The following is a 13,723-nucleotide window of genomic DNA, read 5'->3' as shown; positions in this document are numbered from 1 at the left end:
TAACATAAAAGAAATAATTGACACTATTTTTAAATATCAATTATTTCTTTTATATTAATATTATTACAAATTTGTAACTATTTGTCTATAGTAATAATTCTATACCATAAATTACCATAAATATTTTTTAATCATAGAGAGGTTAAAACTCAGTTATATAGCCAAACTATATCTTATTAAACAATTTTATATTTTTTAACTTTTTTGTAACTTTTATAACCCTGTTGAACCAAATCCACCTTTTCCTCTTTCGGAATCACTTAATTCTTTAACTTCTTCTATATTAATCTCATATATAGGTTTTACTACCATTTGAGCAATCTTCATATGTTTTTCAACTTTAAAATCATTTTTTCCATGATTTATTAATATGATTTTAAGCTCTCCTCTATATCCCTCATCAATAGTTCCTGGTGTATTTAACACAGTAATTGAATGTTTTAAAGCAAGTCCACTTCTAGGTCTTACTTGCGCTTCTGTCATAACAGGAAGTTCTATACATATTCCAGTTTTAATAAGTTTAGTCTCTCCAGAAGGTATTACAACCTCCTCTATAGAATACAAATCCATACCAGCATCACCTTTGTGAGCAAAATTAGGTATTATAGCGTCGTCATTTAATTTTTTTACTTTTAAATTGTACATTTTTTATCTCCTTTCAATTTCCTATAAATATTATAACTTAAATTTCAGCCTCTTGAAGTTTTTTATTTTTTTGTGGTAATATAATTATTAGTGTTTTAAAGGAGGATTTTTTATGAAACTTGTACTTGCTGAGAAACCATCTGTTGCAAAAACTATAGCATCGTTTTTAGGTGCAAAGACTAGACAAGATGGTTACTTTGAAGGAAATGACTATATAATTACTTATGCAGTTGGACACTTAGTATCATTATATGATATGAAAGATTATGATAAAGATAAGTATTCTGGCTCTTGGAAAATGAATAACTTTCCATTTGTGCCTGAAAATAAGTTTAAATTCAAAATTGATAGTTCTAAAACCAAACAATTCAATACTGTAAAAAAACTTTTAAACAGAAAAGATGTGGAATATGTAATAAATGCCACTGATAATGACAGAGAGGGAGAACTTATAGCATTTTTAATATTTTTACTTGCAAAAAATAAGAAACCAGTAAAAAGAATTTTGGTAAATGAATGGACTCCAGAAGACATTACGAGAGGTATAAAAAACTTAAAAGATGAAGATGAAATGAGAAATCTTCAAGCTGCTGGATATACAAGACTTATTACTGATTGGTTAATTGGAATAAACTTCACTTCCGTTGCTACATTAAAATATGGAAATGGGAAATTATTAAATATAGGTAGAGTAATTCTTCCAACAGTCAAATTAGTCTATGATAGGGATATGGAAATACTGAATTTTGTTCCCAAAACTTATTATGAAGTAGAAGGTCATTTTAAAGCTGAAAATGGTGAATATAAAGGTAAATATATTAAAGGTAAAGAAAGTAAATTTGACACACTTGAAGATGCAAATAAAGTCATAGCTTCAATTACATCTCAAACTGGTAAAATACTAGATAAAAAAGTTACTATGTCAAAAGAGTATGCACCAAAACTTTTTAGTTTAACATCACTTCAAGGATATATAACTTCTAAGTACTCTAATTTTACCTCTGATAAAGTTTTAAATGTATGTCAATCTCTTTATGAGGGTAATGGTAAAGGTGGGTATATAACTTATCCAAGAACCGATTCTATTTTTTTAGAAGAAAGTTTAACTTCAAAGGCTTCTCAAACTTTAGAAAAATTAAAAGTCGGTCTTGAATATGAAAATAAAATTAAATTCTCCAAAACAAAAAGGGTCTTTGATTCATCCAAAGTAGATTCACATAGTGCTATAATTCCTACTTACATAATACCAAAAAATTTATCTAAAGATGAACAATTGGTTTATGATGCTATAAAAGATAGATTTGTAGCAAACTTTATGCCTCCTGCTGAATATGAGAATACAGAAATTAAGACTAAAGTAGATGATTGCACTTTTTTAACAAAAGGAAAAGTACTTAAATCAAAGGGATACCTTGAGGTGTATAATAAGGAAGAAAAAAACGATTTACTTCCATTTGTAAACAAGGATGATATTGTTGATGTCTTAGAGATAAAGCCATTAACCAAACAAACAACACCACCTAAATCATATACTGAAGATACACTTTTAAAAGCTATGAAAAATTGTGGTAAAAATGTACCTGAAGAAGACACAACTGTACTTTCAGGGTATTCAATAGGAACATCAGCCACACGTGCTGATGTACTAAAAAAAATAAGTCAAGTGGGCTATGTAAAGAAAAAAGGCAAATCTTACTTTATAACAGACCTTGGAAAAAATTTAGTTGAAATTTTTCCTGTTAAGGACTTATTTGATGTAGATTACACTGGTAAACTTGAAAAAAGTTTAAGTGATATTCAAAAAGGTAAATACACTAGAAAAGAATATCTTACTCATATTATTAGTTTTATATATCAAAATGTTAATATTATAAAACAGGATGCTTCAAAAAATATAAATACAGAGGCTTATACTTTTGATTCAAAAACTAAAAAATTTACTAAGGTAAAAGCAAAGGATTCAAAAAATAGTTCCAAAAAAAGTTTAACTGATTCTGAAAAGGAAATTGCTGTATCAAAAGATACAGATATCAAAAAAGAAAATAAAACCAATAATGAAAATACGTCTCTTGGTAAATGTCCTATTTGTCAAGGTGATGTTCTTGAGTTTGATAAAGGATTTGCTTGTAAAAATCATAAAGAGTGTAAGTTCGTTATTTGGAAAAATGACAAATACCTAAGCCTCTACAAAAAGAAAGTTAATAAAACTATGGTCAAAAATATTTTAAAAAAAGGTGAGACAAAAGTAAAATCTTTAACTTCTAAAAATGGAAACAAGTTTGATGCTACATTAAAATATAATAAAAATCCAGATACTGGCTACTTCAACTGGAAAATAGAATTTGAGAATTAAATAATATTCATAAAAGCAGAAATAGCAGTAGTATAATATTAAATATATTATACTACTGCTATTTCTGCTTTGTGTAAAAATTTAACTTTATATAATAACTTCTCATATGTACATTTAAACTAATTTTTTTACTATTTCTGATAGTTTAAGTGTATGTTCATCTAATAAAGTTAGTTCCTCATCAGAAAGATTTGATAGTTTCTTTACTATAGACTCTTTAAGAATAGATTGTACAATATCAAATAATTCAAATGCTTTATCTGTCAATTCAACTCTAAGAACTCTTCTGTCTTTTGGGTCAGGAAATTTATTTACTAAATTATGCTCTACCAATCTATCAATAATTGGTGTCATATTTGATTTTAGTATTCCTAAATTAGAAGCTATTTGAGAAATTGATGATGAATTTGATGTCATAAGATAAAGAATTACCTTTGCATGTGATGGAGCCATTGGACACTCTCCAAAATACTCTTTCATCATATCTGAGTTGTTTTGAAATTTTTTTAACAAATCGTTTTCTTTGAATATATTATTTTGAAGTACAAATAAAAAGTCTAAAAAAGAGTCTGCTATTTTAAGTATATTATCGTTATCCATATTTGTAACATCCCTTCAATAAATACTGTAATAAAATATTCATTACTTATTATAGTATAAATTATAAACTATTAATAAATTTAAAACAAGAAAAAGTTATTGACTCATAATAATTATAAATTTATAATCAAATTAGAGAATTATAAAATGCCAAAAAAGGGAAGTTTTTTAATTAGCCTAAAACTAAACTTAAATTATAAGACACTTTAAATTCTACAACAAGCTAGTGTAAAATATAATAGGAGGAGATATGAAAAGATATTTAGTAGTTTTTTTAATGTGTAGTTCACTGTTCTTAGTTGGATGTGGAAAAACAGATGAACCTGAACCAGAAAAACCTATAGCAGTCTCTGTTCAAAAGGCAGTAGGTGGAGAAATAGAAAATACAAATGCTTTCTCAGGAACTACAAAAGTTAAAGATGAGACATCAGTTACTGCTCAAACTGCTGGCACAGTTCAAGAAGTTTATGTGAAACTTGGCCAAAATGTAAGAAAAGGTGATGATTTATTGAGTATAACTAGTGAAGATTTAGAAAACAGTGTAAAACAGTCTAAAGCATCACTAGATTTAGCAAAAGCAAGTTATGCAAGTGCTACTGGGGGTGCATTAGAAGCTCAAGTGAATCAAGCAAAAACAGCTCTTGATAGCGCAAAACTTCAATATGATGAATCCCAAAGAAATTATGACAATAACAAGGTTCTTTATGAGCAGGAAGTAATTAGTTTAGACCAATTTAAAAAAATAGAAGTTGCTTTAGAACAATCAAAACAACAACTAGATTCTGCACAAAGAGCATACAATACAGCAACTTCAAAAAGTATACCTCAAGCTAAATCACTTGCTAAAAAACAACTTGACCAAGCTCAAGTATCATATAACTTAGCAATGAGTAACTTAGATAAGCTGACATTAAAAGCTCCAGTGGATGGAACAATCACAGCCAAAAACTTTGACTCAAAAGAGATGATAACACAATCACAACCAGCTTTTGTGATTTCTAATCCTAATATATTAGAAGTAGGCTTAAATGTAGCAGAAGCAGATATAGCTAAATTTAAAAAGGATGGTAATGTAGATGTTGTTATTGAAGACCAAAGAGTTTTAGGAAAGATAGATTATGTTCCTTCAGTAGTTGACCCTCAGACATCTTTATATCCTGTTAAAATACTTGTTACTAATACTAACAACAAATTTAAAGCAGGAATGTCTGCACAAGTAAACTTAAGCGTTGAAAAAGAAAATGGAGCTGTTACAGTACCTAAAAAAGCAATATTTGAAGAAAATGGAAAAAAATATGTATACATAGCAACTAAAGATAACATAGCAAAGAAAACATTAGTTCAAACTGGAATTGTAACAGAGGATAAAATAGCAATCAAAAGTGGTGTAAGTGAAAAAGATACAGTGGTTATTGGGGGGATAAGTCTTATTTCTGATGGAACTAAGATATTTCCTGTAGAAAAGGAGAAATAGTATTATGAATTTAACACATACTTCCGTTAAGCGTCCTCTCACAATCATAATGGTCTTCTTAGTATTAATAGTTTTTGGTGGTATTGGATATAAAAAAATGTCAATAAATCTAATGCCTGATATAGAAATACCTGTTGTAATGGTTATGACTACTTGGACAGGTGCAGGTCCTCAAGACGTTGACGAACAAGTTAGCCAAAAAGTTGATGAAAGTTTATCATCTGTTTCAAATGTAAGCTCAACTATATCAAGTTCACAAGAAAGTGTTTCTATGGTCGTAGCTCAATTTGAATTTGGAACCAACCTAGATGAAATAATGAACGATGTTAGATCTAAAGTAGATGCATTACAAACTAGTTTACCAGATGATGCAGCTAAGCCAACAGTACTAAAATTAGATATGAATGCACAAGCTATAGGTCAGCTTGTTATATCTGGTGGAAATAATAATGCACAAGCACTAAGAAAATACGCTGAAGATGTAATTCAGCCTAAAATAGAATCTATAGATGGTACTACATCAGCAGACATTAAAGGTGGAGAAAAAGCTCAAGTTAATGTAATAGCTGACCCATCAGTTCTTTCAAATTATGGAGTTAGTTTATCAACTATAAAAGGTATTTTATCATCTAGTAATAAAACATTCCCTTATGGTTCAATTACTCAAGGTGAAGATAAGATAGTCTTAAGATCAATTGATAAATTAGAATCTTTGGATGATATAAAACAGATTCAAATTCCTGTAAAAGGAGGAAACACTGTTAACTTAGATACTCTTTGTAGTGTAGATTATGGATTTGCAGACAAAGATAGTATTTATAGATACAATGGAAAAAGCAGTTTAGTAATAGATATTTCTAAGCAACAAGATGCAAATACTGTAAAAGTTATGCAAGATGCATATAAATATGTAGATGAATTGAATAAAGAAAATCCACAATTTAAAATTAAAATTGCCAATGATACAAGTGCTTACATAAGCGAATCAATAAACAGCGTAATGAGCAATTTACTTATAAGTGCAGTTATTGCATTTGTAGTAATATTTGCTTTCTTAAAAAGTGTAAGAGCTTCATTAGTTGTTGCAGTGGCAATACCAATTTCTATAATAGGAGCAATAGCTGTTCTCTATTTTACAGGCGAAAGTTTAAACCTTATCACTGCAAGTTCATTGGTAATTTCAGTTGGTATGGTCGTTGATAATGCTACAGTTGTAATTGAAAACATATTTAAATACAGGAAAAGTGGTCGTTTGAGCATTGATGATTGTGCTATTGAAGGTACAAGAACTGTCACCAATGCAATACTAGCATCAACATTGACTACTATAGCTATATTCTTACCTATTATGTTTACAGAAGGTATAGCCAAAATAACATTTGGGGCTTTAGGTAAAACACTTATAGCTTCTCTAGCCTTCTCTTTTATAGGTGCAATTACTCTTGTTCCTAGTGTATTTGCAAAACTAAGTAGAGGTAAAAGTAGTGAAAAAATGAAAGAAAAAGATAGCCCTATATTTGATAAGGTAAGTGAAGGATATAAAAGATTACTAAGTGTATGCTTGAGACATCAGAAATTAGTAGTAATATCAAGTTTACTTATATTTGTAGCTTCTCTATTCGGAATGAGCTTTATAGGTATGGACTTTATGCCTGCAGCAGATAAAGGAGAATTGGCTATTTCTATAGAACTTCCAAAGGGTCTTAGCTTAGAAGCTAATGATTATTATGTTTCTATGACAGAGAAAAAAGTTTCAGATATTCCAGAAATCAAGACATTGATAACAAGTTTGACATCAGACTCAAATAATAATAGTGCAAGTATAGCAATTGAATTGGAATCTCAAAAAAATAGAAAAAGAACTACCGATGAAATAGAAAAAGAAATAATTGATAGAGTTGCTACTGTTCCAGATTGTAAAATAAATGTAAGTCAAAATAGTAGTGTTATGGGTGGAACTTCAGGAGCAGACTTCACATTAGAGATGAAGGGGCCTGATTTGGATGTATTAAAGATATTAGGAAAAGAAGTTGAAAAAGAATTCAGTTCTATAAAAGGATTTAGAAATGTAGAGACTTCCCTTACAGATACAACACAAGAAGCTCAATTTACAATAGACAAACATAGAGCGCAAGAATACGGTGTAAATACAGCAGAAATTGCAGGATTATTGCGTACTGCAATAAATGGTGATTCAGTTACTACTGCTACTATTGATGACTACAAAGTCGATGTAAATCTAAAGTTTAAAGCAGATAGTATTGATAATCTAGAAGATATAAAACAGTTAAAAGTAAATTCTACAACTGGAAATGAAGTACCTCTTGGAGCTTTCTCGGATATAAAAATGGTAGATGGTTTACAGTCCATATCAAGAACTGATGGTGATTTTTCTGTAAATATAACTGCAACACTTGATAATTTAGATGCTGGTACAGCTACAAAATTAGCATTAGAAAAAACTAATAAGATGCTAATCCCTAAAGACTACTCTATTGGTGTTGGTGGAGAAACAGAAATGATGAATGAATCTATGGCCAGTCTTGGATTCTCAATGGTTATAGCCATAGCACTTGTTTATATGGTAATGGTAGCTCAATTTGAATCATTTAGTAAACCATTTATAATAATGTTCTGTGTGCCATTTGCATTTGTTGGAGTTGTACTTTCTCTTTTGGTAACTGGTCAAAGTTTAAGTACTGTAGGTATGTTAGGGATAATCTTACTTATCGGTATCGTTGTTAACAACGGTATAGTTCTTATTGACTACATAGAACAACTTAGAAAAGCAAATAGTAGTAATGATTTAATTGGATTGGTTTCAATTGGTTGTGCTGCGAGACTAAGACCCGTTTTAATGACAACTGCAACAACAATTCTAGGTATGTTACCAACAGCATTATCTCTTGGTGAAGGTGGAGAAACAATGCAACCACTAGCCGTAGTTATAATGGGTGGTCTTACTGTATCTACACTAATAACACTAGTACTTATCCCTACTATATATTTAATATTTGATAAGTGGGAAAATAAGTTTTCAGATAGGATGCCTAAAATATTTGGTAAAATAACAGATAAAATAGGAGATATAAAAGGAAAAATATTTAAGAAACCAAAATTAAAAGCTAAAATTTAAATATAAATGGAGGGCGATTGTATTGAAGAAAAAAGTTAGTAAAATAATTGCAATTGGATGTGGTGTTGGTATAATAACAGCTAATTTAATGCCAGCCTATGCAAATGATAATACTTCTTCTATAAATGAAGTTGATAATGCTACCTTAAGTGACTCGACTAAAAGAACAGCTGAAAAAGAATTTTTAACTGCTAGAGATGCTGTCAGTGCAGCAATTAAAAATAGTGAAAAATTAAAAATGAAATCAGAAGAAATAAAAATGTTAAAAGAAAAACTAGAAGTACAGGATGAATTTGATAGATATTCTGAAGGTAATAATTCATTTCCATACGACCAAATTGGACTTCTTAAAAATCAAAGCGAACAGGCCAAATATTTTATGGAAGACCAAATAGCAAATGATATTACTAATAAGTATAATGATTTAGTATCAAGAGAAAATGAGTTAGATAAAATAAAAAATAATCTTGAGATAAAAACTAAAGAAATTAAAGATATGAAACTAAAAAAGGATTTAGGTCTAGTGACATCATTAGAAACTGAGTCAGCTGAGCTTGAACTTCAGACGCTACAAAATACTCAAAAATCTAAACTTCAAGAACTAAAAAACAATCAAGATTATTTTAAGTTGTTGACTAATATAAATTTAGACAACTATCAATTAGATAAAGAATACCGTTTTGAGTCTTTTAGAGTAGGTGGTTCAGTTGATTCATACATGGAAGGTAAGGTTAATGAATACTTAAAGTATGACCAATTGATTTTAGAACGTACAGAAGAAAGTTTTAATGATGACGATGAAAATAAGGCAGATTTACCAGATAGACCTAATCTTACAAGACCAGTTGCTCCTACAAAACCAGAACAAGGTAGTTTAACTGATGACCAATATAAAGTTCTTCTAGATAAGTACAAGAAAGATTATGAACAATACAAAAATGCAGTTGAAGCATACAATCTTGAAAGAAAAACTTATGCTGCTGGGCTTACTACATATGCAAATTACCTTCAAAGAAAATATGAAACTGAAAATGGCTTAGTTACACTAGAAGATAGTAAAAAAGCTCTAAAAAAAGGCTTGATTGATAGCTATGCACAATTACTTGATTTAGAAGATACAATTGGAACAACTAAAAAACAGCTTGAATTATCGGAAAAACAATTAAAAAATACTAAGCTAAGATATGACTTAGGATTGATTACTCTAACTGACTATAAAAAACAAGTAGTAAGCAATGAAGATGCTAAAAATAGCTACGATACACTTATTGTAAACTATAATTCATTAAAAAATGGTATAGAAAAGCCATGGATACTTAGTGATGGAGGCAAAAAATAATACTGTTGTATAAAAACATTTATTTACTAAAATAAATTTGCTCAATAAAATAGAAAAAGAGTTGGCTTATTATTAGTTCAACTCTTTTTCTATTTACTAAAATATTATTGATTCTAAGAACACATATATTCTTTACTACAAAATAAAGTCTAAAGCTTAATTTAATTACTTTTTATCAAATGTTTCATCTATTTTACATCTGACCATATTAACAAATTCTGAAATATTATATCCTTTCAGCTTACATCCACATTTAGGACAATAGTCCAACTTCCTAGATACCAATGCTCTACAGCTAGGTTCTGGGCATCTCATTTTAAGACTCTCTTCTACTACTTTAAATCCACATCGTGGGCATATACTACCTGGACGTGATGATACTTCTTTTCCACATTTAGGACACTTTGTCAACTTTATCCCCTCCAGTAAACTCAATTTAATTATTAGTTGAAATTTCTCTCTTACAATAATGTATGCAACATAATTAAATACGTTTCACCTACTATAATATAAATTAGTTTTTTTATAATAATATAAAATAAAAATCCCCTATACTCAATTTACAAATACTCTATTTGATACATTGATGTATAGGAGATATAATATTTTAGTTTAATTACATGTATTTATAATATATTACTATCTAGGGTTTTTTATAGATGCTTGAGCTGCTGCAAGTCTAGCAATTGGCACTCTAAATGGTGAACAAGATACATAGTTAAGTCCTACATTATAACAGAACTCTACTGAAGATGGTTCTCCACCATGTTCTCCACATATTCCTAGTTTTAATTCTGGTTTAACTTCTCTACCTAATTTAACTCCCATCTTAACTAACTTACCAACACCATTTTGGTCTAGTACTTGGAATGGGTCTTTTTCTAATATTTCTTCATCTACATATTGACCTAAGAATTTACCAGCATCATCTCTTGAATATCCAAATGCCATTTGAGTTAAGTCATTAGTGCCAAAACTGAAGAAGTCTGCTTCTTGTGCTATTTCATCAGCTGTTAAACAAGCTCTAGGTATTTCTATCATAGTACCTACAGTATAAGGAACTTCTACTCCTTCTTCTTTGATTATAGCATCAACAGTTTCTACTATCATTTTTCTTATTATCTTTAACTCATTTACTTCTCCAATTAATGGAACCATTATTTCTGGAGATACCTTAACACCTGCTCTTATTGCTTCTATAGCACCTTGTATTATTGCCTTAGATTGCATTACACATATTTCAGGATAAGTTATTGCAAGTCTACATCCTCTGTGGCCAAGCATTGGGTTAAATTCATCTAAATCAACTATTCTCTTCTTAATATCACTTACTTTTATTCCCATAGTTTTTGAAAGTTCTTCTATAGTTTCATCATCATGAGGTAAGAATTCATGTAGTGGTGGATCTAGTAATCTTATATTAACTGGCTTTCCATCCATAACTTTGAATAACTCTACAAAATCTTCTCTTTGCATTGGTAATATTTTTTCAAGAGCTTTTTCTCTTTGCTCTACTGTATTAGACAATATCATTTCTCTAACTGCTGGTAATCTGTCTTCATCAAAGAACATATGCTCAGTTCTACATAAACCTATACCTTCAGCACCAAATTCTATAGCTGCACGAGCATCTCTAGGATTATCTGCGTTAGTTCTAACCATCATACATTTATGCTTATCTACCCATTGCATTAATTTTTCAAAATTTCCAGTTAAAGAAACTTCTGTTTTCTTAACATCTCCTAAGTAAACATTTCCTGTAGAACCATCTATAGAAATGTACTCTCCTTCTTTTATAACTATATCATCAAGAGCTCTTACTTCTTTATTAAACTCATCAACTTTTATTTCTCCACATCCAGCAACACAACATTTACCCATACCTCTAGCAACAACTGCTGCATGTGATGTCATTCCACCTCTAGCTGTAAGAATTCCTTCAGCCTTAACCATACCTTCTATATCTTCTGGAGATGTTTCTAGTCTAACTAAAACTACTTTTTCTCCCTTTTCATTTGCTTTTACTACATCATCAGCATTGAAGTAAACTCTACCACTTGCTGCACCTGGTGATGCTGGTAAACCTTTTGCTATAACTTTAGCTTCTTTTAAAGCTTTATCTTCAAATTTTGGATGTAATAACTGGTCTAATTGATTAGGCTCAATTCTCATTATAGCTTCTTTTTCATCTATTATTCCAGCTTCAACTAAATCAACTACTACATTTATTGCTGCTGCTGCTGTTCTTTTACCATTTCTAGTTTGTAATATATATAATCTTTCATTTTCTATAGTAAACTCTATATCTTGCATATCTTTATAGTGACCTTCAAGTATATGAGTAATTTTTACGAATTCATCAAATACAGCTGGCATTACTTCAGCAAGAGTTGATATATTTTGAGGAGTTCTTATACCTGCAACAACATCTTCACCTTGAGCATTCATTAAGAATTCACCAAATAATTTATTTTCTCCTGTAGCTGGATTTCTAGTAAATGCAACACCTGTACCACTAGTTTCTCCCATATTACCAAATACCATTGATTGAATGTTTACTGCTGTTCCTAAATTATGAGCTATATCATTTAATCTACGGTATACGATTGCACGAGGGTTATTCCATGATCTAAACACTGCCTCTATAGCAAGCATTAATTGCTCTTTTGGGTCTTGTGGAAAATCACTTTTTATTTCTTTTTTGTATATTGCTTTAAATTCTTTTACTATTTCTTTTAAGTCATCAGTTGTAAGTTCTGTATCAACTGTGTATCCTTTTGCTTCTTTTACTCTATCTAGTACATTTTCAAATTTGTATTTTGGCACTTCCATAGCAACATCAGAAAACATTTGTATGAATCTTCTGTAACTATCATATGCAAATCTTTCATTTTGTGTAGCTTCTGCTAGACCAATAACACTATTGTCATTAAGACCTAAGTTAAGTATTGTATCCATCATTCCTGGCATAGAGAATACTGCACCAGAACGAACTGATACTAGTAGTGGATTTTTATTGCATCCTAATGTCTTGTTTAAATCTTTTTCTAAAGTAGCTAGATGTGCTTCTATTTCTTTTATTATTTCTGCTCTTATACTTTCATTATTAACATAGTAGTCATTACATGCCTCTGTTGTTATAGTGAACCCAGGAGGGACAGGTAAGCCTATCTTAGTCATTTCTGCTAAATTGGCACCTTTACCTCCTAGTAAAGATTTCATGTCTTTGCTTCCTTCACCAAAACTATAAACATACTTAGTTTCCATTGTTAAATCCCCCATTAATCTTTTTTATTTTAATTTATATCATTTTTATTATTAAACATTTTATTAAATTTCTATTTCTTTATATATTTTTAGACCATTTTCCTTCATTATGTCTAAAATTATACCTGCAGTTTCTTCAATTGCTTTATTTGAAACATTTATTACTGGGCATCCAATTTTCTTCATTATTTCTTCTGAATAGTCTAATTCTTGAAGTATTCTTTCTAAGTTAGCATAATTAGCTTTACTAGATAGCCCTAAAGCTTTTAATCTTTGAGTTCTTATTTCATTCAACTTTTCAGGTGAATTAGTAAGACCTATTATCTTCTTAGTTTCTATTTCAAATACTTCTTTAGGAATTGGTATTTCTGGAACTAATGGTACATTAGCTACTTTTATATTTTTATTAGCTAAATACATACTTAAAGGAGTTTTAGATGTTCTTGATATTCCCACTAAAATTATGTCTGCTTGAAGAACTCCTCTAGGGTCCTTTCCATCATCATATTTTACTGCAAATTCTATAGCCTCAACTCTCTTAAAGTAAGATTCATCTAATTTTCTGATTATACCAGCTTCTCTTTTTGGTTTTCTTCCAGTTCTTTTACTTATTTCCCTTAATATATCTGTCATCAAATCTATACAACTAAGACCTTCTCTTTCGCAATATCTTTCAACAATACTGCATAGCTCTTCATCAACTAATGTATATACAATCAAAGCGTTTTCAGCTTTTGCATTTTCTAGTGTTTCAAGTAATACTCCCTTATTAATCATATATGGAAATCTTTTTATTTCATAAGTTTCATTTACATAAAATTGTGACATACATGCTTTTGCAACTTGTTGTGCAGTCTCCCCTACTGAGTCTGATACTGCATATATAATTAGGTTTTTCACCAGCATACC

9 protein-coding genes are annotated in these 13,723 nt (G+C 29.8%); 4 read left to right on the top strand and 5 right to left on the bottom strand.

Annotated features, from left to right (window positions below; all coding sequences use genetic code 11):
* Nucleotides 1–213: 213 nt before the first annotated feature.
* Nucleotides 214–645, bottom strand: a complete 432-nt coding sequence (gene dut / locus IC214_RS11875) for a dUTP diphosphatase (protein WP_227432635.1) — start codon at nt 643–645, stop codon at nt 214–216.
* Nucleotides 646–757: 112 nt separating this feature from the next.
* Between dut and IC214_RS11870 the strand changes: the two genes are divergently transcribed.
* Nucleotides 758–2,998 carry a type IA DNA topoisomerase gene (locus IC214_RS11870; RefSeq protein ID WP_227851520.1) on the top strand — a complete coding sequence of 747 codons (2,241 nt, stop codon included), beginning with the start codon at nt 758–760 and terminating at the stop codon, nt 2,996–2,998.
* Nucleotides 2,999–3,112: 114 nt separating this feature from the next.
* On the opposite strand, the gene IC214_RS11865 is transcribed toward IC214_RS11870, so the two are convergent.
* Nucleotides 3,113–3,598: a MarR family winged helix-turn-helix transcriptional regulator gene (locus tag IC214_RS11865; RefSeq protein ID WP_227432633.1), complete on the bottom strand. Its 486-nt coding sequence runs from the start codon at nt 3,596–3,598 to the stop codon at nt 3,113–3,115.
* 250 nt (nt 3,599–3,848) lie between these two features.
* On the opposite strand from IC214_RS11865, the gene IC214_RS11860 reads away from it, so the two are divergent.
* From IC214_RS11860 to IC214_RS11850, 3 genes are read left to right on the top strand one after another with little or no spacing between them, the layout of a single operon-like run.
* Nucleotides 3,849–5,072, top strand: coding sequence for an efflux RND transporter periplasmic adaptor subunit (locus tag IC214_RS11860; RefSeq protein ID WP_227432632.1), 1,224 nt, complete (start codon nt 3,849–3,851; stop codon nt 5,070–5,072).
* A gap of 4 nt (nt 5,073–5,076) precedes the next feature.
* Nucleotides 5,077–8,208 carry an efflux RND transporter permease subunit gene (locus tag IC214_RS11855; protein WP_227432631.1) on the top strand — a complete coding sequence of 1,044 codons (3,132 nt, stop codon included), beginning with the start codon at nt 5,077–5,079 and terminating at the stop codon, nt 8,206–8,208.
* Nucleotides 8,209–8,230: 22 nt separating this feature from the next.
* Nucleotides 8,231–9,547, top strand: a complete 1,317-nt coding sequence (locus tag IC214_RS11850; protein WP_227866688.1) for a TolC family protein — start codon at nt 8,231–8,233, stop codon at nt 9,545–9,547.
* 165 nt (nt 9,548–9,712) lie between these two features.
* On the opposite strand, the gene IC214_RS11845 is transcribed toward IC214_RS11850, so the two are convergent.
* The 3 genes from IC214_RS11845 to IC214_RS11835 all read right to left on the bottom strand — a co-directional run bounded on the left by IC214_RS11845 (nt 9,713) and on the right by IC214_RS11835 (nt 13,720).
* The gene (locus IC214_RS11845; protein ID WP_227432629.1) at nt 9,713–9,958 is read right to left on the bottom strand and encodes a hypothetical protein; all 246 of its coding nucleotides are present in this window, start codon (nt 9,956–9,958) and stop codon (nt 9,713–9,715) included.
* Nucleotides 9,959–10,186: 228 nt separating this feature from the next.
* Complete coding sequence (ppdK, locus tag IC214_RS11840) at nt 10,187–12,814, bottom strand: pyruvate, phosphate dikinase (RefSeq protein WP_227432628.1); 2,628 nt, start codon at nt 12,812–12,814, stop codon at nt 10,187–10,189.
* A 63-nt stretch (nt 12,815–12,877) separates the two neighbouring features.
* A complete protein-coding gene (locus tag IC214_RS11835; protein WP_227432627.1) occupies nt 12,878–13,720 on the bottom strand; it encodes a pyruvate, water dikinase regulatory protein in 843 nt (280 codons plus the stop codon).
* Nucleotides 13,721–13,723 lie beyond the last annotated feature (3 nt).

This window comes from Clostridioides sp. ES-S-0190-01, from assembly GCF_020658275.1.
GTDB lineage: Bacteria > Bacillota > Clostridia > Peptostreptococcales > Peptostreptococcaceae > Clostridioides.
The sequence above is the reverse complement of the archived record's forward strand: the minus strand, read 5'-3'. Positions and strand labels throughout refer to the sequence as shown.